Genomic DNA, 24,087 nt, shown 5'->3' on the forward strand with positions numbered 1-24,087 from the left:
GACAAAACCTTCTTTTATCTGCCAAGTGCTTAAGGCATAGTTAGAAACAGTCAGAGGGTGGATCCGTCCGGGACGCACCTTCGTTCACCGGCACCATCCCGTAAAATTAAATAAGTAAGGAAATTGAATATGTTCGTGGTTATCTTTGGTCGCCCTGGCTGTCCGTTTTGTGTTCGTGCGAAAGATCTTGCTGAAAAACTGAAAGAAGAACGTGACGATTTCAACTACCGCTACGTCGATATCCATGCCGAAGGCATCAGCAAAGCTGACCTTGAAAAAACCGTCGGCAAACCTGTTGAAACCGTGCCACAAATCTTCGTTGATCAGGAGCACGTTGGCGGCTTCACCGACTTTGAAGCATATGCAAAAGAAAATCTGGGTCTCTACCAGTAACTTTCGCAACGCCTTTCGATAGAGCCGGCGCAACTGCCGGCTTTTTACTGCAATAAAAACAATAAGATAGCATTTAAACAATCATTCATTTCATCCATTAGAAAAATCGGTGAAATCTAATATTATTTTTCATGCAACTTTTTATTACATTTCATTGCAAATACGTATAATGGCGCCCCAGAATTTTTCTTGACCCGTGCGCGGATAATTGTTCAGTGAACATCGACGTTTATAACCTGCTTGTTAATAACGATATCCTTCTTCTGTTTGTCGTGTTGGCGATCGGCCTGGCCATTGGCAAAGTCAAAATCGGCAGCTTCCAGTGTGGTAATTCCATCGGTGTTCTTATCACCGCCTTATCTTTTGGACACGCAGGGTTTGCGTTCAGCCCGGAGGCGCTGAACATTGGTTTTATGTTGTTCATTTTCTGCGTGGGTATTGAAGCCGGCCCGAACTTCTTTGGTATCTTCTTCCGTGATGGCAAGTCATATCTGGTGCTCGCCTGCACAGTGCTCGCAGCCTCTGTGGGTATCACCTTACTGATGCGCTACCAATTCGGTGTTGATGGCAGCATCGCTACCGGCATGATGGCTGGGGCAATGACCGCCACACCAGTCCTTGTTGGCGCAAAAGATGCGTTAAATGCTGGTCTGGCCGGTGATTTCACGCCAGATCAACTGGCAGGCATGATTGACAACCTGAGTGTTGGCTATGCGTTGGCATACCTGGTCGGTCTGGTAAGCCTGATTGTGCTCGCGAACTTTATGCCAAAACTGCAAAAGGAAAACCTAGAGCATTCAGCGCAGAAAATTGCCATGGAACGCGGACTCGGCAATTCTTCACAGCGCAAGGTCTACCTGCCCATCATCCGGGCTTACCGAGTGGGGCCGGAACTGATTAACTGGGTTGATGGCCGCAACCTGCGTGAACTGGGTATTTACCGCCAGACCGGTTGCTATATTGAGCGTATTCGCCGCCACGGCATTCTTGCCAACCCGGATGGCGATGCCATCTTGCAGGAAGGTGATGAAATTGCCCTGGTGGGATACCCAGACAGCCATGCCCGCCTTGACCCCTCTTTCCGTAACGGAAAAGAAGTGTTTGACCGCGACCTGCTTGACCTTCGTGTGGTCGAGGAGGAAATCGTGGTTAAAAACGACGCGATTATCGGCAAACGTCTGTCTGACCTGAATCTGGCGGAATACGGTTGTTTCCTGAACCGCGTCATCCGTGCCCAGATTGAAATGCCGATGGATCACAATATCCTGCTTTCCAAGGGGGACGTGCTTCAGGTCAGTGGTGAAAAACGCCGTGTAATGGGACTGGCAGAACGCATCGGTTTTATCTCGATTCACAGCCAGGTATCGGACATGCTGGCGTTTTGCTCCTTTTTTATCTTTGGCCTGCTTTTCGGTCTGGTTACCATGACCTTTGGTCAAATGACGATTGGGCTAGGTAACGCATCAGGCCTATTGATTGCCGGTATTCTGCTGGGTTTCTTGCGGGCCAACCACCCGACTTTCGGTTATGTACCGCAAGGTGCCATCAATATGCTCAAAGAGCTGGGCTTGATGACCTTTATGGTGGGTGTCGGATTGAGCGCCGGCAGCAACCTGGTTGAATATCTCCAGCAAATGGGCTTCACCATTATGTTCGGCGCGCTGGCAGTGAGTGTCTTGCCTGTCATTCTGGCGTATCTGGTGGGTGCATACATTCTGAATATGAACCGCGCCCTGCTGTTTGGTGCTATTATTGGCGCCCGGACCTGTGCACCCGCCATGGACATGATTAACCAACATGCCCGCAGTACTATTCCTGCCCTGGGCTACGCGGGTACTTATGCCATCGCCAACGTTCTGCTCACGTTTGCCGGTACGCTTTTGGTTATCCTGACCTAATCATCCCTGCCTTGTCACATAACCGGCAAGGCAGTCAGCATAGATTCAGCGAACAGGGATTACACTGGTTGCTAAATCATCCAACTATTCCCAGCCTCCCTTACTGACCGGTTGGAAACAACCCCGTAAGTGGTTTGCATCAGTGCAAGTTTCATTAGGCTGGGAAGCAGAACGAAACAGTCGTAGAAGGTCACGGTTAATGCGCATTCTTATTGTCGAAGACGACCCACTGCTCAGTCATCATTTGAAAACCGAGTTATCGGAACTTGGTCATCAGGTGCATTGCGCACAAACAGCCTATGAAGGCCTGTTCGTTGCCAAAGAATACCCTAACGATATCGCTATTGTGGATTTGGGCTTGCCCGACAGAGATGGTCTTAGCCTTATCCGCGACATTCGCCGCGCAGACATTCGCATGCCCATTCTGATCCTCACTGGCCGGGCCAACTGGCAGGATAAAGTCTCCGGGCTGGATGCCGGGGCTGATGATTATCTGGTCAAACCGTTCCAGAAAGAAGAACTGGTTGCACGCCTTAATGCGCTGGTTCGCCGCAGCGCGGGTTTTGTAAAACCGGAAATCCGTGCCGGTAAGATTACTATCGATTTGCTTGCTAAAAAGGTTTCTATCGACGGACAGTCTGTCGAGCTCACGGCCTTTGAATATGACTTGCTGGAATATCTGGTCCGCTATAACCGGCAGGTGGTATCAAAGCAACGCTTACTGGACGTGCTGTATCAGGATCAGGAAGGCGACCCAAATACCATTGAAGTGATGATGAGCCGTCTACGTAAAAAGCTGACACAGGCCGGTCAGGAAAACCCGATTTCTACCGTACGCGGCCAGGGTTATATTTTCGAACTGCAGGTCAGTTAATATGGCACGGAAAATGATGCCCGAAATCCACAAGCGGGTCATCGTCACCTCTATTAGCATCATTATGGTGTTTTCCCTGGCGTTGGGCGTTGTGATCAACGAAATATACGTCAAAAACTATATCGCCATGTATTCGACGAATCTAGTGACCGAAGTCCCGAGCATTATTGGCGAACTCCAGCGTGATAATATGCTAATGCTCAACAATGATAATACCCCACCCAAAGACCCGTCTATCACTGTCAGCAAGCCCTCTAAATACCTTGCTTTTATCTGCGGGCAAAATGGCACCACCTCCTGGATGTCCTCCGCGGCACGCAACAACAACATGGGGGATGTGTGTAACATCGTCCCTTTCGGCCTAAAAGGCCCCGATCTGATTGACTACAAAGGCTTTCCATACGTTATTCATGTGATCTCAGAAGCAACCTATTCAACCGAAGAGTCCTTTTTCGTTTTGCGCGAAGTCAGTAAGCAACTGGAAAACCTTGCCCAAATAAAGCGGAAGACCTGGCTCTATATGGGCTTGCTCTTTACCATCGCAACGGGGTTACTCTATGCCGCCTCCTATTGGAGCTTTAGTCCGTTGCGTAAACTGGCTGGAGAACTCAATGAGATTGCAGAATCCCGCCGTGAAAAACTGGGCGATAACTACCCCAAAGAATTGGGCGAAGTGACAGATGCCCTAAACCGTATGATAACGCTGCGCGAAAAACAAACCCAACGCTACCGGCACGCCATGGACGATTTGGCGCACAGCCTGAAAAGCCGCTTAGCCGCAACCAATGCGCTTTTGGATGATGCCAGCCTGAGCCGCGAAGCGATGAGCAAACGGATTATAGAGCAAGTCAGCCAGATGGATGACATGGTGCAATATCAGCTTAAGCGGGCACTGCTAGGACAATCTGGTCTGGTAAGGGAAAAAACCGAACTTCGCCCGGTTCTCGACAGCCTGACGGGAATGTTCGCCAAAATATACGATAATAAACTGGTCGATGTGCGTTACCAGCTTGAAGGGTCACCGTCACTGCCGCTGAACAAATCTGACCTTACGGAGCTGTTGGGCAACCTGCTGGAAAATGCATATCGGTTTACTCTGACAACCATCAGGATCACCGCCCAACAGGGAAACGACGGTTATATGCTTATCATAGAAGACGATGGGCCGGGTGTGGCTGATGCCCACAAAGAGTCGATATTCCAACGCGGCGTACGGGCTGACCAACTCAATCCGGGAACAGGCATTGGTCTCGCTGTCTGTGATGAGATTGTCGCCAGTTATGGCGGTAAGATCCGTGTGATTGACTCACAAGATTTAGAAGGCGCCGCGTTTATTATGACGTTTCCACCACAGCGATAACTGTCTTCTTCAGCGCCCTGTTTTCACAGGGCTTTTTTACGCATTTTTTACGCGCATCCCCTGATCGCTTCTGCTAAAGTTTCCACTCCTGATAAGTTGTAGTGTTTCTTATTATGACGGCACATTGGCTGAAGCATCGCCACCTGCTCCTGCTATCCATTATTTCGGCAGCGATTGGCACGTCACTCATTGTCGACCTTTGGGTCGAATCAAGCGTTGCTGTTTTGCTGATTATGCAATTTTCTATTGTTGCAACCGTCTTCCTCGGCCATACCCGTTTAACCTATGTCGTCGCCGTGGCTGAAGCGCTATGCTTTAACTTACTCTTTACCCAGCCGCGCTATTCTTTCCAGATGTTTCACGCGGAAGATATCGCCAACCTTTGTGTGTTTATCATCACTGCGTTTTCAATCAACACACTCGCGCAAAGATACCAAAATAAACAAAACGAGTTAAAACAGGTTCAATTGCGAAACCAGATCCTTCTCTCTGTGTCGCATGATCTGCGAACACCGTTGGCGGGCATTATCGGTAACCTGACCACATTGAAAGAATATTTCTCCCAATTAAGCGAAAACGAACGGTTTGAACTGCTGGAAAGCGCAACGACTGAAAGCCATCGGTTACACCAATACATTGAAAACCTGCTGCAAGCAACGAAACTTCAACACGGTAATTTAGTGATCAGGAAAAATCAGGAATCGATTATCCATATCTTGAAGAATACCATTCACCGCTTCCCGGAGGGTGGCAGAAAAATTCATGTCAATATAAGCGGTGATATTGCAACGGTAAATGTCAGCCATTCACTTATTGAACAGGCATTGTTCAATATTCTTGATAATGCGCTCCGTTATTCGCCCCCAAATATCCCGGTGAATGTGTCTATTTTCCAGCAAGAAGAAACCATCAGTATCGATATTTTTAATCAGGGAGAACCTATCTCTGAATCAGAGAAAAACCGTATTTTTGACCTTTTCTATTCTCGCCAGCAAGGAAAAAATGCCGATAGGGGTATTGGCCTTGGCTTGGCTGTTTCCAAAGGAATCATCCATGCACATGGCGGAACAATTTGCGTGGTGGATGTTATGGAAGGCTGTCTTCTTCGCATAACTTTGCCAGTAGGTGAAGAGAGAAACGAAAATGAAATATAACGTTCTGGTCATCGACGACGAGCCGCAAATACATACATTTATCCGTATTTCACTCACGGCAGAAGGCTTTGAATATGTGGGTGCAAACAGTGTTCGCTCAGCATTAAAAGTGATTCATGACGCCGAACCGGATGTGATTGTATTAGACCTTGGCTTGCCGGATGGCGACGGGATTGACGTATTAAACAACGTGAGGGCATCAAGTAAAACACCGATACTCATATTAACGGCCAGAGATCAGGAAGACGAAAAAATACGTCTGCTTGAAGCTGGAGCAAATGATTATTTGAGCAAACCCTTCGGGGTACGTGAATTAATCGCACGTATCAAGGTGCTGGTTAGGGATTTAGTAAACACTGACACTCTATCTGACATACTTGAATACAACCGACTAAAAATCAACAAAAGCACTCACCAAGCATGGATTGATGGCGAAGAAGTATCGCTGACAAAAAAAGAATTTGCTTTTATTGAAAAATTAATGGCACCCCCCGGGCGTTTGGTCAAACAATCTGAATTATTAACGACAATTTGGGGCCAGAGCCATGAAAATGACACACATTATTTACGTATTTTGGTAAGCCAGCTAAGAAAGAAACTACACGACAGTGCTGATGAACAAAATATTATCAAAACCGAATCAGGTGTGGGTTATCGCCTGGTTTAATTTCCCACATTGTAAAACATATTCCCAAGTAACCTGAAGATGCTTGAATAGAGGTTATTTTGGCACAACACCCGGTATTTTTATTCGAATCACTCTTTTTACGTTATTAATTGTACGTTGGTGAAACTATGGCACATTTTACTGTCATTGGATTAGGACGCTTTGGCGTTGCTGCAAGTCTGGAATTGATTCATCTGGGTCACACAGTAACCGGCGTCGACAAAGACCCAAAAATGGTCGAAAAATATATCGAAGATTTCACACAAGCCGTCATTTGTGATGCGACCGATGAAGCGGCATTGAGGGAATTAGATTTAGAAAACAGTGAAGCTGTCGTGGTTGCCATTGGCGAGGATATGCAAGCCAGCTTGCTATGCACATTGGCGTTAAAAAATCTAGGGGTTAAAGAAATCTGGGTAAAAGCCAGCACCCAGGCCCATCACACGATCGTCTCCAAATTGGGCGTTCAGCGTATTATTCATCCTGAAGAGGAAATGGGGGTACGCGTTGCACAGGCTCTCAACTACCCCATGGTCAACGATTACCTTTCAATCGGCCATGGTCTCTATGTCGTCGAAATTCACATCAAACCCAACCTTCATTACGTTCCCCTGTCACAGGTGTTGAATGAGTCCAAAGGCAACATTAAGGCCGTGCTGGTAAAACGCGAACAGGATGTGTTTACCGACATCACAGACAGCTTTGAACTCAGGGCCAACGATATCGTGCTGTTTTGCGGCACACGCTCAGAGCTCAAATATCTGGCACCAAGGTTATTGTGAGATGGAACAGTGGCATCCTTCCGTTCGCATGATCGAACGTTCCCCAAAAGCGGGGAAAAAACTGCTTTGCGCACCGCCTGTCATTCTCTGTGGAAGCTTCCTTTTAGTGATGCTGTTAGGCACGCTTTTGCTCAAATTGCCGATAGCAACCCATACCCCTATCAGTTGGATTCAGAGCTTATTTACGGCCACGTCTGCGGTCACAGTAACCGGGTTAGGCGTTGTCGATACCGGCACCCGTTTCACCCTGTTTGGGCAAATCATTATTGCAATGCTCATCCAGTTGGGAGGCCTCGGGGTGATGACATTCGCCATCGTCACCCTGATTGCGCTGGGCGGTAAAATGGGGTTTCTGGAGAAAACCATCGCCCGGGAAGCATTCAATCAAACAGACACCTCCAACCTGGTGGCCATCGCCAAATCGGTGCTGGTGTTTTCATTGGCGGTAGAACTGGTTGGCATGCTTATCCTGTCGATTCACTGGCACAATGAGCTGGGATGGAAAACCAGCCTGTTCCATGGTTTCTTCTATACCATCAGTGCCTTTAACAATGCAGGGTTTGCCTTGAGCGCAGACAACCTGATTCCGTATGTTGACGACCCAGTGGTAAACCTCACCATTACAGGATTGTTTATTGTCGGGGGACTGGGTTTTTCGGTGTGGATGGATCTGAAACGCCAACGCCGGTGGAGTAAGTTAACCATTTACAGTCGGATGATGATCATGGGTACGGTGATCATCAATGTGGTCGCTCTGTTTGCTATTTACCTTATCGAATATGACAACCCAGATACACTGGCGCACTTATCGGCATCGGGTAAATGGCTGGCAGCCTGGTTTCAGGCCGTCACACCACGGACCGCTGGCTTCAATACTTTGGCTATCGACCAACTGGAAGACGCCACCACGGCCATTATCCTGTTCCTGATGTTTATCGGAGGTGGCTCCCTGAGCACAGCAAGCGGCATAAAAGTCGTGACATTTATGGTATTGATACTGTCAACCTACAGCTTCCTGAGACGCGATCAGCAGGTGTATGTCTATGGCCGCGAAATATCGAAAGAAACGGTCAGCAAAGCACTGGCGCTCACTATGATTTCTGTTGGCGTTACCTGGTTGTCTGTGTTTGCCCTTTTGCTGAGCGAGAAGGCACCGATGGTAGACGTCATTTTTGAGGCGGTTTCAGCATTAAGCACGGTCGGACTGTCCCGGGGGTTGACGCCACAGCTTTCTGTATCAGGTCAACTTATCATCATCATATTGATGTATATCGGCCGACTGGGCCCGTTGACACTGGCCTATTTCCTGGCAAGTCCCCGGGCTAAAAAGCTCCGTTATGCGGAAACGAAACTGGCTATTGGTTAATGACTCAAGTGCAGCGGACAAGATAGTCAAACTTGCCGGATATTGTTTTCACTATCCGGTATCGCAAAATACAAAAAGGCCAACAACGGGAATTGTTGGCCTTTCTCATTCTTGTCAGTGAAGGGCTAGAACTTATCGTCGTCTGAGTTCAGCAAGTCATCTTTCGCCGCCAGCAAATATTGATACATCGACCAATAAGTCAATGCAGTGGCGATATAAAGGGCGGTATAACCGACATAAATGATCCACTCATTCTCACGCCAAAGCAGCATGGTCAGTGCAAACATCTGCGCAGCCGTCTTAAATTTCCCTACCCAGGAAACGGCCACACTGGCGCGCTTACCCAGTTCCGCCATCCACTCACGTAACGCGGAGATGATCACTTCACGGGCAATCATCGTGGCCGCCGGAATGGTGACCCAAATAGAGCTGTAATATTCAGCGATAAGCACCAATGCAATCGCGACCATCACCTTGTCGGCTACCGGGTCAAGAAATGCACCGAAGCGGGTAGTTTGTCCAAGGGAGCGGGCAAGGTAGCCATCCAGCCAATCCGTGGCTCCAGCAATAACAAAAATCAGCGCCGTAACGAACGCAGACCATTGGTAAGGGAGGTAAAACGCGATGACAAAAACGGGAATGAGCGCAATACGTATCAGGGTCAGGATAATGGGGATATTCAGTCGCATAATTATAATTTTTTGTGAGTAACGGCCTATGTTGCTTGAAAGTCACTGCTGTTGCAATGACGAATGAATCTTCTCGGCTAAAACACGGCTGATACCAGGCACTTTGGCGATTTCTTCAACAGAAGCCCGTTTAAGTTCCTGAATTCCACCGAGGTATTTCAACAGCGCCTGACGGCGTTTGGGCCCTACACCTTCAATCTCCTCTAACACACTGCTCTTCCGCACTTTGGCGCGTTTAGCACGGTGTCCTGAAATGGCATGGTTGTGGCTTTCATCCCGAATATGTTGGATAAGGTGCAGTGCCGGGGAGTCAGAAGGCAGCGAAAATTCCTCACCGGACACTTTGATCAGGGTTTCAAGGCCGGGACGCCGCGTGGTTCCTTTTGCTACCCCTAACATTAACGGATGTTTTGGCCAGTCGGCCATGAGGGGCTTCACCACCTCCCACGCACGGTTTAGCTGGCCTTTACCGCCATCAATCAAAATGATGTCCGGGATCTTATCCGGATCGACCTGTTTACTGTAACGGCGCTCCAGCACCTGTGCCATGGCAGCATAATCGTCACCGCCGGTAATGCCGGTAATGTTGTAACGGCGGTATTCCTGTTTGAGCGGTCCGTCATGATTAAACACCACACACGATGCCACGGTTTGCTCGCCCATGGTATGGCTGATATCAAAACATTCCATCCGTTTCACTGGCTCCAGATCCAGAGTGTCTGAAAGCACAGAAAAACGGTTATGGATGGTCATTTTGTGGTTAATTTTACTGGTCAATGCCGTCGCGGCGTTGGTTTGCGCCAGTTTAAGGAATCGGGCACGTGTACCTCGTGGCTTACATTGCACACTCACTTTACGGCCAGCGATCTCTGACAGGGCCGTTGCCAGCGAATGCAGTTCCTCCCCCAAGTCCTGACTGATCAGGATGCTGGAAGGTATCGTGTTTCCCTCTGCCTGTTTAATATAGAACTGGCCAATAAAACTCGATACCAATTCATTCACACCGGTATCGGCTGGCATTTTCGGGAAATAACTGCGGCTGCCCAATACCTTACCCTGACGTAAAAACAGCACATGGATACAGGCAATACCATTTTCAATCGACACACCAATGGCATCCAGATCGTCATCGCTGTCCTGCGATACAAACTGCTGTTCCTGAACACGGCGCAATGCCTGGATCTGGTCGCGATACTGTGCTGCCTTCTCAAACGCCAGTGACTGGCTGGCGGATTCCATTTTCTCCACCAACGTCGTAATCACCTGTCTGTCTTTGCCCTGTAAGAACAAACGAGTAAAGTTCACCAGTTCTGCATACTCTTCATCAGTGATGATGCCTTTCACGCACGGGCCCGCGCAGCGCTTGATTTGATACATCAAACACGGACGGGTACGGTTGGCGTAAACCGAGTCTTCACATTGGCGAACAGGAAAGATTTTCTGCAACAGGTAAAGGCTTTGCCTTACCGCTCCGGCATCGGGAAATGGCCCGAAATATTCTCCTTTACGCTTTTTCGCTCCACGGTGAACCGAAAGCCTTGGGTGCTTGCTGGCAGAAAGAAAGATGTACGGATAGGACTTATCATCACGCAACAGCACGTTATAGCGCGGTAAATGCTGTTTAATGAGGTTATGCTCAAGGATCAGCGCCTCTGTTTCAGTGTGGGTGATCGTCACTTCCACATTGGCGATATTTTTCACCAAAGCACGCGTTTTCTCACCCGAGACATTGGCACGAAAATAGCTGGAAAGCCGCTTCTTGAGAGATTTGGCTTTGCCGACGTAAATAATTTCTCCTGAGGCGTCCATCATTCGATAGACACCGGGCTTGTCGGAGACTGTTTTTAGGAAGTTTTTGGCGTCAAACACAGCGAGCAGGCGTTATTAAAGTGTTTCTGTGTCTAGCATACCATGTCGAATAGCAAGATGGGTCAGTTCAACGTCACCATTGATACCCAGTTTACTGAACAAACGGTAGCGATAACTGTTTACCGTCTTAGGGCTCAGGTTCAGCTGCTCAGAAATATCGGTCACTTTTTGTCCTTTCGTAATCATCAACATGATCTGAAGTTCACGTTCAGACAGGTTTTTGAAAGGGTTCTCCTGTGCTGGAGAAAACTGGCTCAGGGCCATTTGCTGTGCAATTTCAGGCGAAATGTAGCGTTGGCCACTGCTCACCGCACGAATGGCATTCACCATTTCGTTTGCACCAGCACCTTTAGTCAGGTATCCAGCTGCACCAGCTTGCATCACCTTGGTTGGAAATGGGTTTTCAGTATGAATTGTCAGGACAATTATCTTCGCATCTGGGTTATAGCGAAGAAGCTTTCGTGTTGCTTCCAAACCGCCAATACCAGGCATATTCATGTCCATCAAAATAATGTCGGCATGATTACTGCGACACCATTTGACAGCTTCCTCACCGCTTTCGGCTTCCCCTACCACTTTTACACCACGTTCATCTTCGAGAAGACGACGTATCCCTGTGCGAACCAGCTCGTGATCATCTACAAGGAAAACACTAATCAAGCTTGTATCTCCACTATGATTTTGGCTCGCCATGCGCCGGATGGCGCTCGACTTTTGATGCATCTTACTTGAGTTTAACCTAACAATAAAAGACCGAACACATTGATTCTGTGCAAGAGTGCATGTTTTTATAGCCAACCTGCAATAAATTAATCAGTCCGATGTCTTAATTTACGTCACCGCATGAAAAAAGGAGAAAATTTCTCCCAAAATACAAAAACCTGGTTCATAAATCTAAATGCCATCGCCCCGGCCTGATATCTGAAAACGTTAACATCAAGATATTCTCAATCGGCATATTTTATACTTTTTTAAGTCTGTCATTATCGTTTGATGACACATTGAGCAGAGAAATCTGCCTCTTGGGTTCACTTTTTCGCCTACCCTGTTAAAAAACTCACCATCGCAAAGTGCACAATCCGACATGACGCAGGGCTTTTCATTTTGCAACCCAAGATGATACCCCGTACGGCATACCGTTCTATCTCTATGAATTAATGCGTTAACCGCATTGGCATTGTAATTGCTCTTTCTTGGTTAAATGAGAGAAGGAGTGTTGTTATGCGCCACGTACCGTCGTTGAACCAACCCGTTATTTTTCTTGGTCCCCCGCGTTCCGGAGTGACTCTGGTTTCTGACATTATTTTCTATCATGAGGCATTTTGCTGGCTTGATGAGCGCTTTAACAAGCATCCTAAATCTGGGCTGGAACACCGTTTGTTCAGGCACAAATGTCAATGTCGAAACAACGCATTGAACATCCATTCTTTTCTTGGCGACTTGGTCAGGGAGTTTTCACCATCCCCCTCAGAAGCAACACATTTCTGGGACGAAAACACCCGAGATGAAATCGATTTCTATCGTGGATTTGCCCGGGGAAAACATGCAACACCATTGGAAATTTCCACCTTACGCAACATCCTAGGCAAGCGGGTTGCACTTTCTCAAAAAAGTCGGCTGGCGCTGAAGTTTACCGGTCCAGCCCGCCTTTGTTTCCTGCATAGCCTTTTTCCGGATGCCAAGTTCATTTATATCAGCCGCGACCCTGCATCAACTGTACACTCCATGCTGTCTACCGAAGAATGGGAGTATCAGGGCAAACATCTGCTATGGTGGCGAGGCGCCTATTCACTCAAGGAATTGGCCCAATATGATCAACTCAGGGGACACCCGGTGGCAGGGACAGCGTTCCAGTTAAACAAACTGCTCCAAACTGCCAAACGTGAAGCGTCTGAGTTGGATCTGGATGTGTTGACTATCCAGTATGAAGACTTTGTCAGCGCACCAGATCAGACCATTGCCCGGGTGCTTGATTTCGCTGAACTACCCGCAAGTGAGACGGTCAATGCCGCGCTCAGGCAAAATAATATTCGGTGCAGCAACAACGTACTGAGGATGCCTGCAACAGATGTGAACACGGTGTACACCTGGTGCCCGGCGTATTGACAACACAGAATATTGCTTTCAATGGGCTGCCTGTGAAATTTATGCGATTGGGTGATTGACTTGGCTTTGCCTTACCATTAATATTCGCGCCCAGCAAAAATGAACGCTCACAAGAGCGGTATTTTTCAAGAGCTTAACGGCTTATACTCAGCTGATCCCGGTCAGTTGTTTTTCTGTTTTTTATAAGTAGGAAGACAACAAAATCTGGATTCGGCATGACAGCAAAAGCACACACCCACCTCTCAACAAACTGGCAATCAAAAGCCATTTTCAGCGTTGCCTTTTTGATGGCAACCACCTCTGTTGGCCCTGGCTTTCTGACGCAAACCGCAGTTTTCACCAACATCTATAAAGTCGACATGGCGTTTCCTGTATTCGCATCCATGTTCATCACTTTCGGCATCGTGATGAACCTGTGGCGAATCGTGGGTGTATCTGGCCTTCGTATCCAAGACATCGCCAACAAAATTGCGCCGGGAGCAGGTTACTTCATCGGTATTTTGCTGGCTTTAGGAGCGGTTGCCTTCAACTTTGGTAACGTCAGTGGGTCTGCACTGGGGATTAACGTATTGACAGGCGTTGATACCACCTGGGGTGCCCTGTTTACTGGCGTGGCAGGATGCCTGCTGTTCGTCGTGCACAACGCCTCAAAACGCATGGACCAGATGGCACGATACCTCGGCTTGTTTATGGTTGTGCTGATTGCCTATGTTGCCATGACCAGCCTACCACCGATGGGAGAAACCCTTACGGCGGCGGTCATGCCTTCTGATGTGGGCAATCTTCTGCTGCCAACACTGACCATTGTCGGCGGCGCGGTAGGTGGTTATTACACTGGCGCACAGCGTCTGGTCGATATTGGCTTACAGGGCAAAGAGAATGTCCCTCACATCAATAAGGCGGCATGGGCTGGCATTTCCATTGCAGTGATTATCCGTGTTCTGCTGTTTCTGGCTGTATTTGGTGTGATTGCCGCTGGCGCTGTGTTGGATACCGCAAACCCGGCAGCAGACGCTTTCCGTCAGGGTGCCGGTGAAGTGGGTTACTTTATCTTTGGTTTAGTGCTTTTTGTCGCTTCAATCACCTCCGTGGTTGGCAACTCCTACATGGCAATTTCCCTTATCAAAACACTGTTCCCGGTCGTTGCACGCAATGAAAAAGCATGGTGCTGTGGCTTTATCATTCTGACCAGTGCTGGCACCGTACTGATGGACATGCCTATCCTGTTGCTGATGCTGGCAGGTCTGGTGAACAGTATCATTCTGCCAATCGTATTGGGGTTTGTTCTTGCCGCGACCCGACGCAAAGACATTGTCGGCGAATACAAGCACCCGGTATACCTGACTGTCATTGGCGCAATCATCGTGGTTATCATGGCGATTGCGAGTCTGGGCAACGTGCAGGGCTTTATTGCCAAATTCATTGGCGCCTGAGCGACATAAAAGGGGAATGGTGCAAATTCTGGACGACGCTTCGCAAAAACACCACATACACTGATTCCAACCAGTTGCGTACACGAAGCGGGGCTTCCCCGCTTCTGAGGAGTCTCAATGAAAGCTTTAATCATCTCCCTTTCTGCGTTACTCATCGCCTTCACCGCCACGGCGGCCAGCCCTACCACGCCTTTCGCTGACACCATTTATCACAACGCCCAGATCATCACGGTCAATGATACCCAACCTGAAGCACAAGCGGTTGCGATATTAGATGGCAAGATTTTGGCCGTGGGTGACAATAACGATCTGTTGCGCCTGAAAGGCGATAGAACCAAGGTGGTCGATTTGAAAGGGCTGACGATGATCCCGGGGTTTATCGACGCCCACGGCCATGTAATGAATACTGGTTTGCAGGCGGTGTCTGCCAACCTGCTTTCCCCGCCTGATGGCCCCGTCACTGACATCGCGACATTGCAGGAAGCGCTGAGGAAATGGGCCGACATCCCGGTAAACAAAGCGCAGGGATTCATCATTGGCTTTGGTTATGATGATTCTCAGTTGAAAGAGAAAGTCCACCCCACCCGGTTTGATCTGGACAAGGTCTCCACTGACGTCCCAATTCTTATCATTCACCAATCGGGCCACCTTGGTGTAATGAACAGCAAAGCGCTGGAAATGATGAAGCTCACCGCTAACAGCAAAAACCCGCCGGGGGGTGTGATCCGTCGCATTAAAGGTAATGAAGAACCTAACGGTGTACTCGAAGAATCCGCTTTCTTCGGTGCCCTGATCCCGTTGTTCAGCCAGATCAGTCCCGATGAAAATGAAATGTTGTTCCGCGCCGGGATGAAGTTGTATGCCAAATACGGCTACACCACCGCACAAGAAGGACGCGCCATGTCAGACAGCGTGAAGACCATGTATGAGATTGCCCAGAAATCTCCCCTACCTATCGATGTGGTCGCGTACACCGACATTCAACTGGGTACTGACATCCTAAAACCGCCTTATCTCAGCAAGGACTACACCAACGGTTTTCGTCTCGGCGGTGTGAAGCTCACCCTGGATGGCTCACCCCAAGGAAAAACAGCCTGGCTGACCAAACCCTACAAAGTGCCGCCTGACGGGCAAAATGCAGACTACCGCGGTTATCCCATCATGTCCGATGAAGACGCAGAAAAGTATGTCAGTATGGCGATGGAAAATGGCTGGCAATTATTAACACACGCCAATGGCGATGCCTCACTCGACCAATACCTCCGCGCAATGAAAAAAGCGACCGAAAAATTTGGCGCGAAAGAACGCCGCTTTGTGGCGATCCATGCCCAAACGGCCCGAGAAGATCAGGTTCAGGCTTTTAAAGAGCTAAACGTGCTCCCTTCGTTTTTCCCCATGCACACCTTTTACTGGGGGGATTGGCATGCACAATCCGTACTCGGTGATGCACGGGCTGAAAACATCTCTCCAACAGGCTGGGCACTGGACCGCGGGATGATCTTCACTTCCCACCATGACGCCCCTGTTGCCTTCCCGGATTCGATGCGCGTTTATTCTGCGACGGTGAATCGAATCACACGCAGCGGCCGCATTCTGGGGAAGGACCAGCGCGTCTCTTCAATGACGGCATTAAAAGCGCAAACGCTCTGGTCTGCCTATCAGCATTTTGAGGAAGCGACCAAAGGATCTATCGAAGTAGGAAAAGTGGCCGACTTGGTATTGCTCTCAGACAACCCTCTCAAGATCGCCCCACTCAAGCTGGCAGATATCTCTGTACTGGCCACCATCAAACACGGGAAAATTATTTACACCAAAGCTGACGACCAAGCCGCTGTGCAAAGCTGCGCCGAATCCAAACCGTGCCAAAAATTAGCATCACACACCATGATGATTGCCGGGCTTATTCCCCATAAGCACTGACTATACGGTTAGGCCCCCAGAAACCTCAGACGGACAAGCTCAAGCCCTTGTCCGTTTGTTTTTGCCCGTAACACACTCAAAAAGTGCGATAATTTTCACCAGATAGGCTTGTCATCCTGTCCAACAATATGCGATAACGTCGATCATGTTGTAGCCCCCCAGCGCAGCGGTTAAGGACCCGTATTGCGTTCTGGGAGATGATGGAACCACAGAGGCTGTATGAATCAACTCATTTCTGTCGGCGTCATTGAATCCTTACTGATTGCCATTTTTGTTCTTTTACTTGGGCATGTTATCAACGCCTGGATACCCACATTGAAGAAATTCAACATTCCTGAACCGATTGTGGGAGGCTTGGTTGTCGCCGCAGGTATCACCGTCCTCCATTTCAAGGGCATTGACCTAGCGTTCAATTTGCCACTGCAACATACGTTTATGCTGATGTTCTTTGCCACTGTCGGTTTGGCAGCCAACTACACCCAGCTTGTAAAAGGCGGTGCAAAAGTCTTTATCTTCCTTGCCGTTGCATCCGTGTATATCGTGGTGCAAAACGGCATAGGCATTTCGATGGCCACTGCGTTCGGTCTTGACCCATTGATGGGGTTGATTGCCGGATCCATTACCTTATCTGGTGGCCATGGCACAGGCGCAGCCTGGTCCCAAACTTTTCAGGATGTTTACGGGTTGGAAAACGTCCTGGAGGTTGCTATGGCATCAGCGACCTTTGGTTTGGTCATGGGCGGCATTATTGGCTCGCCTGTGGCCCAGCGGCTGATCGAAAAAAACACACTAAAATCCCAGTACGGCAGTGCCAACAACGCGCACGAAGAATTTCCGGAGCTGGTGACCTACAACGAAAATGAACAGGAAAGAGTGACCGCGAAGAAAGTGATCGAAACCCTGTTTGTTCTGCTGATCTGTGTGGCTGGCGCGAAATATCTTGAACAATGGATCAGCAGCTTCAATATCAGCTGGCTGATGATCCCGGATTTTGTTTATGCCCTCTTTATTGGCGTTGTCATCACCAACGTGCTTGAAGTCACCAACGCGAGAAAAATGGACATCGAGACTGTCGATATTTTAGGGACGGTATCATTGGCGCTGTTTCTGGCCATGGCCTTGATGAGTCTGAAGCTCTGGAACATCCTGGATTTGGCACTGCCATTCCTGGTGATTTTGATGGTGCAGTCTCTGATGCTGGCGCTTTTCGCCTATTTCGTGACTTACCGGGTCATGGGTAAAAATTACGATGCCGCGGTGATTGCAAGCGGCCATTGTGGCTTTGGCTTAGGCGCAACCCCCACGGCCGTCATGAACATGGGATCCGTAGTAAACCGGTTTGGCCCTTCGCCACAGGCCTTCATGGTGGTGCCTATCGTCGGTGCATTTTTTATTGATATCGCTAACCTTGTGATTTTGCAGACGACACTTAGCCTGATTGGTTAAAGCTATCCAACATTTGCAAGATCCATATAACATGGTCTGATACAGAAAAGCCTGCTTCGCCGTTATCGGGGAAGCAGGCAGAATAGAAACGTTATTGTTTTCTTAGCAAATTATATACACTTAACTCAAAGTTATTTATTTGAATTTTTGCCTTCTCATCAATATTGATGGAAATTTTAACGTCTAAACCAGTTATATTATTCAACTGCAATGATTCAGCTACGGATGCTATATAGTCTTTATCTGCACTTCGACTATCAAAGCTACATTCTACGTCTACTGTTTTGTCTTCAAGAACGTTTATAGCAAACTTTTGTGAATGACTAATAAACCTCCCTGCCGCTTCAGAGCTTGATAAATCCGGCAAGAAAAAGAATTTTTGGGGTGAGTTTGTATCTTCAAAAGCCTTATTGTTAATGATAAATGTCACCAAGTTTTGACATGCTAACTTTGACAACAAATGATACTGATTATCAGAAAGAAGCTGTTGTAAAATTTCTAGCGTATCCTCTTTCTTTTTTATATCTTCGCAAGAAGAAGAGCCAGCTTTATGAGAAAAAAGCTGTTCTCCAATAACATTAATCTTATAATTCGCGCGTAATATATCCTTTTCCAAACATCCAACTAAATCCTCCCTTTTGGAGGATTCAAAGAATTCGCAAATATTTTTTTTTGATTCCTCTGATATGTAAATACATTTCTCTGATCTTATCTTCATATCAATAAAACCAACACCATTTACAATGGTATCTCTCAGTTCATTTTTAACGTTAATGATTTTTCCTGTAAGATCACTAATGCTCCTACTATTAGCATCCCCCATTCTAACAATCTCATTAAAACCACTTGCTACATTTTTTCTTAAAACACTGAACATAATAATTTACCTCAAAACCATCGCTAAAACTTATTAAAATCAATTATTTTTATAATGAGTAAAAATCATTTTTATAAGTAAAACACTATCTATCACAAATAGATCAATGAAATAAAAACAAAACACACTCCTTATATTCAATTGTATTTAACAAAGAAAGGTGATAAATCATTCTTACTCGATGATCTCGTTAACGATAATTTACGTTAATGTCATGTTTCTTATCAAATAGGAATCAATACATTACGCCATAATCAAGAAGCCTGCTTCTCCATCAATGAAAAAGCAGGCTTTTTACACGCGACAGCGCTAACGTAAACGCGCTATCACCTTCTCAGCAGGTCATAGACAACCAAATAAAAATCATTGATTCTGACCTTTGCATTAGTATCTATATTCAATGAAATTTTAACATCCAAGCCAGTTATATCGTCCAATTCCAATAGATCAGCTATGGATTCCATATATTCTATATCTGCATCCCGACTGTTAAAACTGCATTCTACATTCACCGTTTTATCTTCAAGAATATTTATCACAAATTTTTGTGAGGAGCTAATAAATCTACCCGCAGCTTCTGCACTTGAAAGATCGGGGAGAAAGAAACACCCGTCTTCTAAAAGTTTATTCTCAAATCCTTTATTGTTAATAAGGAACGTTACTAAATTTTGGCATGCGAGCTTTGATAACAAGCTGTACTGATCTTTTGAAAGAATCTGCTTCAAAACGCCAATTGTATTTTCCTTTTGAGTATGTGCCTCACTTTCACACAGCGAAGATTCAACACTATGAGAGAAAAGCTCATGATCAACAATACTAACCTTATAATTTGCACGTAAAAGATCCAGTTCCATGGCACCAACAAAGAAGTCCATCTTCTTCTTTGATTCAAAAAAGGAACAAATGTTCTTTTTTGAATCTTCAGGTATATAAACAGCTTTTTCTGCATTTTTCTTTGTGTTTTTGGTGCAAAGCGTGAAAAACCAAGAGCATTTAAGGCAAGTGTTACGGACACTTTTAGCAAAAGAACCCCAATCTTTACCACTAAAACAACTCTTAAAACCACTATCAATGCGACCAGTCTGCAAATTATACTTTACATTATTAAGCATCATCATTTACCCCAAAATAACATATGCGGCACTAGATCTATCAAACAAGATGTATATATGCATTCGCAAAATGAAAACACACAACACATGGTAAGAAAATTATATTTTCATTAACAGAACAACAAATGAATTTAAATGACACTTGATTAATAATATTTCAGTTAAAATAGCTTGACAAAAGTCAATAGCGGCAAAAAATATGATGAATGATGTGCATTTTAATTAGGGTTAATGTGTTAGAGAAATTATTTTATTTTGATAGTGATCCACAAGATAAAAACAAAAAGCCCACTATTGTTTTTCTTCATGGTTTTTTCATGAGCCATATGATGTTCAAACACCAAATCGAAGCACTATCAAATCACTATAGGGTAATATGCCCAGATTTCAGATGCTTTGGAAAATCAAACCAATGTGATAATTCATTCACACTTGATGATCTCGTTAACGATATTGTGGATATACTAAAAAATAATGGAATATCCGAATACTATGTTGTCGGTATGTCCATGGGGGGATACATTGCTCAGAGACTATCAATATTAAGCTCACCAAAAGTAAAAGGAATGGTGCTTATCTCGACGCAATCAAACAAAGATAACCCAGAAATCATACAACATTATAAAGAATTGGTAAAAAACTGGCATTTCTATCAATCTAGGTGTGAGGTAATTGAATACCTTTTGAAGGTGTTCTTCGGTGACAATGTGGTAATTTCTGATGAATGGCGAGATATTTGGTTAAGCTATGATGCACAAGATATTTCTTTGGCCATGCAAGCAATGATAGAAAGAGAAGATTTTTGTCATAAACTAAGCAAAATACAGTGTCCAGTCGCTATTATTCATGGTGATAGCGATGACGGGATCCCCCTTGATGCGGCCTATAAGTTAGAAAAACTGATCAATGATGCAACACTGCACGTTATCGAAAATGGGAAACATGGAATCTGTCTAACGCATCATGAAGAAATCAATAAAATTATACTTAATTTTTTAAGGAGTAATTAAGCAACAATCTATAATATACCCAAGTTATCTAATAATTAAACGTAGAGGGGGCAACCTGAACTTGATCAAAGACGCTCAAATAGCTTGGGTATACTCACAAAAATAAAAACCCAACAATATTAGAATGATTTTAAATAAATTGGTCCTTTATATATTTTTGTATATGTGGCCACTTTATTTCATTCTTATCATTAAATGTCAAGGCAAATGCCTCAGCATAGCTTTCTGAAAGAGGCCGATAGAAGTCCACATCACTCTCATTACCTTGATAGTAATCACCATCAAGTAAGTTAAAATCAGCATACCATGCCTTATAAAAACTCTTAGTTTCGCTGGTTACCATTCCTGTTCTCGCCACTCCTAACACTTTATCGATAGAGTGACCAAACTCATGAAGTATCAAATTACAGGAGCCATGATTATTAGGAATTTCCCAACATTTACGATTAGGATTAAATTTAAGTGCAATAACCGTTTCTTTATTTTCAAATCCTCCAGCACCTGGAATTCCCTCCCAAGATTCTTTCTCCCATCCAGGAACAGATTCATCCAATAAATCAGTACGATATGTTGTTACATCATCATGGGTGATCACCACTGTCATACCTTTATTATAAGCCTCAAAAATCAACGAAGACGGAAGCTTATCAAGCTCTTTCATCACTAACTTACGTGCATGCTCATCAATGTTAGATGTCTTATTGACTGTAACCATCTTTGACAGAACATTAAGTTTTGTAAATTCTGTAGAACGAACTATTTTTATAAGCTTTATCATATCATCACTTGATATGACTCCAGACTTATTCTCAAAACATAGATTTTGATTAATATAATCCCAGGCCAAACCATCAAATTTATGTCTGATGTTCTTTACCAGCCTCTCATAAGTACTACAAAAAAGAAACTTCTCACCATAATAGTTTGCATTGTATGCTATGAGCGTGTTAACAAGCGCGAGTTTTTCCTCCCTCCTCTCTTTATTTTTATTTACTTTATTAAATGTTTTATATTTCGATGTTTTTTTTGATTGTTCCACTTTAATTCTTGCTATTTTCTGAGCAAATGTCAGATCACCGTTGCTCAATGCAGAGCTCGTTGTGTGAATAATGTTAACTTTTGGGAATTTAATCATAATGATAAAAATCTATCCAACCATACCATAGATCTACCACATCATTAGATATCGCTAAAATGATAATTATTGAATCAGGATTCAATCACATTCATTAGCCTTATGAATAATGATGGGTAAAATAAATAAAGATTATTTCATGTGATAATGAAATAGATAGCCTATACAAAAAAGGATAGATTTATGCTACAACGTTCAATATCATTGCCAGAAATTCCAACGACAAAAAATAACTCACCAATCGACGTTTAAAGCACAGATATAAGTATATCTGTGCGTAAGACAAACCTCTTCGCAAGCCATCAATATCCCTTCCTTTGATGAAATTGATGGCATTAAGTTTAAAGCGATTAAGCTTCGCATTAAAACGCCTTTTGGTGGCGGAGGTATTGGAGTATAAAAAGAAGGTAAAGACCGTAATATCAATATAGAAGCGGAAGCTTTTGGTTTCGGTGCAGAATTCGAATTTAAAGTAGAAAAAACCAGCAAAAAAGAGAAGGATGTCAAAGATCCGACTATATCGCAAACACCTGAGAAACCAAGCCGCCCTAAGCTTGTTCGTCAAAATTGCATTTGTGAGTAATTAAAAAACCACCCGCGCAGGGTGGTTTTTTAATCATTTCTTAACAACGAATATTAGTTTCTTTCTTGTTTGTCGTTAAACTTCAGTGCCGATAAGATGCGTCGGTACTATGCCATATATCGCATTGATAATTGATATAATCTGTTCCATCTCATTTTTTGAGGCAGATGAAAGTAGGGCTAAAGCCGGACCTGAACACGTTCCAAATTGAGAAAATTTAACGCCAAGAATATCGGTCGATAATAATTTATCCGCATTTTCTTTCATCTGACCTTGTGTAAATTGGCTGATTCCCTGCAAGGCGGTGACCATGGTTCTAAGGGAGCCGTTACCCGAAGCCAAAGCATCAAATTGATCTTTAAAGGTCTCAGCATCAAATTTTCCTGCGCGCAATGCTCGATTCAAACCAGAAAGTGCAGCCTCACGAGCCAGGGCTCTAACATCTGATGTTTTTGGTGCTTCTGGTGTTCTGGATTGAGTAACATTTCTATGAAAGTTTAAGAGCTGACGAAATTTAAAGAAACTAGATTCTTTTTCTGCGTTGTTCGTCTTCACAAAATTCATTTTAGTGTCAAAATCAGTTCGCTTATCCTGCTTTCTAAAATTAACGACTCGAACTACATTTAATGTTTTAGCATGTCTTGTCAAGCTATTAAAAATTAAGCTTGACATGAGTGCTGGTGTTGTAACTTTTATAGGGCCGATCATGTATAACTCCAACAAGCTGTATTCTTATTCTCATAGTTTAAATAATAATATTATTAAAGACCACTTAAATAATATGAACTATCGCGGACAAGATAAAAATCCGATAGTGAGAATTTGCGGGAGTTTTTCAAAAATAGTATAAAGACAAAAAGGCCAAGATGAATCAATATTGGCCTTTTTATAGCTATTATTAACGATAATTTTTTTCGAAGTTACCGCAGTGGTACAAAACCTCCATACCATAACGGTTGGCAACGGCAACCTTTCTTTCATGAATTTCCACAGCAGCTTTTAGACGATCAACAATTGAAGAAACGTTTTGAGCCGTTGGCTGCGTACTCGCAAGTCGTTCACCACAGTTTTTCACAGTAGTAACCGATGAACCAAAATTAAGCTTGTTCTGTACTGCTTGCTTTGTTGCCTGGCAAGCAGCAGTCAAATTTTGAGGTCGTAAAGCAATACGTAACATAGTTGCTCCTGTATGTATTATAGTTTACTCAGTTAGACATAGAATGGTATTCGCATTATCTAATATCAGACAATTATGTCAATAACTCTAGATATGTTAACAAAAGGACGTTTGCGAACAAGAGAATCTTATTGATTCTCTAATTTTCACCCACCACTCTAGCTCGCAAAGTGTCACAGCATGATTAACAATCCACTCTCCATAAAACCTATAGGTAACAGCACACTAGCAATGAA

At 45.1% G+C, this 24,087-nt stretch carries 21 protein-coding genes; 13 read left to right on the plus strand and 8 right to left on the minus strand.

Annotation, left to right across the window (positions count from 1 at the left end):
- The first annotated feature begins 129 nt into the window (after nt 1-129).
- The 8 genes from VHA_RS06395 (at nt 130) to VHA_RS06430 (ending at nt 8,494) form a co-directional block, all read left to right on the plus strand.
- Nucleotides 130-393: a GrxA family glutaredoxin gene (locus VHA_RS06395; protein WP_005502905.1), complete on the plus strand. Its 264-nt coding sequence runs from the start codon at nt 130-132 to the stop codon at nt 391-393.
- A gap of 215 nt (nt 394-608) precedes the next feature.
- Entirely contained in the window at nt 609-2,291 is a 1,683-nt protein-coding gene (locus VHA_RS06400; RefSeq protein WP_005502906.1) for an aspartate:alanine antiporter, read from the plus strand.
- A gap of 199 nt (nt 2,292-2,490) precedes the next feature.
- Nucleotides 2,491-3,165, plus strand: coding sequence for a response regulator (locus VHA_RS06405; protein WP_005502907.1), 675 nt, complete (start codon nt 2,491-2,493; stop codon nt 3,163-3,165).
- Nucleotide 3,166: 1 nt separating this feature from the next.
- Nucleotides 3,167-4,525 (plus strand): ATP-binding protein, encoded by a 1,359-nt coding sequence (locus VHA_RS06410; RefSeq protein ID WP_040528382.1) that lies wholly within the window; start codon nt 3,167-3,169, stop codon nt 4,523-4,525.
- Between the two features lie 113 nt (nt 4,526-4,638).
- Nucleotides 4,639-5,679 carry a sensor histidine kinase gene (locus VHA_RS06415; RefSeq protein WP_005502909.1) on the plus strand — a complete coding sequence of 347 codons (1,041 nt, stop codon included), beginning with the start codon at nt 4,639-4,641 and terminating at the stop codon, nt 5,677-5,679.
- On the plus strand, nt 5,669-6,346 hold the full coding sequence (locus VHA_RS06420; RefSeq protein ID WP_005502911.1) for a response regulator transcription factor: 678 nt from the start codon (nt 5,669-5,671) through the stop codon (nt 6,344-6,346). The genes VHA_RS06415 and VHA_RS06420 overlap by 11 nt, the downstream gene beginning before the upstream one ends.
- A 128-nt stretch (nt 6,347-6,474) precedes the next feature.
- A complete protein-coding gene (locus VHA_RS06425; protein ID WP_005502913.1) occupies nt 6,475-7,128 on the plus strand; it encodes a potassium channel family protein in 654 nt (217 codons plus the stop codon).
- A gap of 1 nt (nt 7,129) precedes the next feature.
- Entirely contained in the window at nt 7,130-8,494 is a 1,365-nt protein-coding gene (locus tag VHA_RS06430) for a TrkH family potassium uptake protein (RefSeq protein WP_005502914.1), read from the plus strand.
- A 125-nt stretch (nt 8,495-8,619) separates the two neighbouring features.
- Here the strand turns inward: VHA_RS06430 and pgsA are convergent, their stop codons facing one another.
- Genes pgsA through uvrY form a run of 3 tightly spaced genes read right to left on the minus strand, consistent with a single transcriptional unit; the run spans nt 8,620 to nt 11,712 of the window.
- Nucleotides 8,620-9,183 (minus strand): CDP-diacylglycerol--glycerol-3-phosphate 3-phosphatidyltransferase, encoded by a 564-nt coding sequence (gene pgsA / locus VHA_RS06435; protein WP_005502918.1) that lies wholly within the window; start codon nt 9,181-9,183, stop codon nt 8,620-8,622.
- Nucleotides 9,184-9,225: 42 nt separating this feature from the next.
- Complete coding sequence (uvrC, locus tag VHA_RS06440) at nt 9,226-11,061, minus strand: excinuclease ABC subunit UvrC (protein WP_172465035.1); 1,836 nt, start codon at nt 11,059-11,061, stop codon at nt 9,226-9,228.
- Between the two features lie 6 nt (nt 11,062-11,067).
- The gene (gene uvrY / locus VHA_RS06445) at nt 11,068-11,712 is read right to left on the minus strand and encodes a UvrY/SirA/GacA family response regulator transcription factor (protein WP_005502921.1); all 645 of its coding nucleotides are present in this window, start codon (nt 11,710-11,712) and stop codon (nt 11,068-11,070) included.
- Between the two features lie 561 nt (nt 11,713-12,273).
- Here uvrY and VHA_RS06450 point away from each other — a divergent pair.
- The 4 genes from VHA_RS06450 (at nt 12,274) to gltS (ending at nt 17,957) form a co-directional block, all read left to right on the plus strand.
- On the plus strand, nt 12,274-13,158 hold the full coding sequence (locus VHA_RS06450) for a sulfotransferase family protein (RefSeq protein WP_005502922.1): 885 nt from the start codon (nt 12,274-12,276) through the stop codon (nt 13,156-13,158).
- A 215-nt stretch (nt 13,159-13,373) separates the two neighbouring features.
- Nucleotides 13,374-14,591 (plus strand): NRAMP family divalent metal transporter, encoded by a 1,218-nt coding sequence (locus VHA_RS06455; RefSeq protein ID WP_005502923.1) that lies wholly within the window; start codon nt 13,374-13,376, stop codon nt 14,589-14,591.
- A 117-nt stretch (nt 14,592-14,708) separates the two neighbouring features.
- Complete coding sequence (locus VHA_RS06460; protein WP_005502924.1) at nt 14,709-16,511, plus strand: amidohydrolase; 1,803 nt, start codon at nt 14,709-14,711, stop codon at nt 16,509-16,511.
- A 219-nt stretch (nt 16,512-16,730) separates the two neighbouring features.
- Nucleotides 16,731-17,957 carry a sodium/glutamate symporter gene (gene gltS, locus VHA_RS06465; protein ID WP_005502925.1) on the plus strand — a complete coding sequence of 409 codons (1,227 nt, stop codon included), beginning with the start codon at nt 16,731-16,733 and terminating at the stop codon, nt 17,955-17,957.
- A 91-nt stretch (nt 17,958-18,048) separates the two neighbouring features.
- Here the strand turns inward: gltS and VHA_RS06470 are convergent, their stop codons facing one another.
- Both VHA_RS06470 and VHA_RS06475 read right to left on the minus strand, forming a co-directional pair.
- Entirely contained in the window at nt 18,049-18,834 is a 786-nt protein-coding gene (locus VHA_RS06470) for a hypothetical protein (RefSeq protein ID WP_005502926.1), read from the minus strand.
- 326 nt (nt 18,835-19,160) lie between these two features.
- Nucleotides 19,161-19,949 carry a hypothetical protein gene (locus VHA_RS06475; RefSeq protein ID WP_005502934.1) on the minus strand — a complete coding sequence of 263 codons (789 nt, stop codon included), beginning with the start codon at nt 19,947-19,949 and terminating at the stop codon, nt 19,161-19,163.
- 230 nt (nt 19,950-20,179) lie between these two features.
- Here VHA_RS06475 and VHA_RS06480 point away from each other — a divergent pair, with 230 nt between their 5' ends.
- Nucleotides 20,180-20,956 carry an alpha/beta fold hydrolase gene (locus VHA_RS06480; RefSeq protein WP_040528668.1) on the plus strand — a complete coding sequence of 259 codons (777 nt, stop codon included), beginning with the start codon at nt 20,180-20,182 and terminating at the stop codon, nt 20,954-20,956.
- A 130-nt stretch (nt 20,957-21,086) separates the two neighbouring features.
- Here the strand turns inward: VHA_RS06480 and VHA_RS18400 are convergent, their stop codons facing one another.
- From VHA_RS18400 to VHA_RS06500, 3 genes are all read right to left on the minus strand, one after another.
- Nucleotides 21,087-22,043, minus strand: coding sequence for an anthrax toxin lethal factor-related metalloendopeptidase (locus VHA_RS18400; RefSeq protein ID WP_147280892.1), 957 nt, complete (start codon nt 22,041-22,043; stop codon nt 21,087-21,089).
- Between the two features lie 706 nt (nt 22,044-22,749).
- The gene (locus VHA_RS18405; protein WP_050778533.1) at nt 22,750-23,382 is read right to left on the minus strand and encodes a hypothetical protein; all 633 of its coding nucleotides are present in this window, start codon (nt 23,380-23,382) and stop codon (nt 22,750-22,752) included.
- A 190-nt stretch (nt 23,383-23,572) separates the two neighbouring features.
- On the minus strand, nt 23,573-23,851 hold the full coding sequence (locus tag VHA_RS06500; protein WP_040528385.1) for a hypothetical protein: 279 nt from the start codon (nt 23,849-23,851) through the stop codon (nt 23,573-23,575).
- Between the last annotated feature and the right edge of the window lie 236 nt (nt 23,852-24,087).

The organism is Grimontia hollisae CIP 101886 (genome assembly GCF_000176515.1).
Classification (GTDB): domain Bacteria; phylum Pseudomonadota; class Gammaproteobacteria; order Enterobacterales; family Vibrionaceae; genus Enterovibrio; species Enterovibrio hollisae.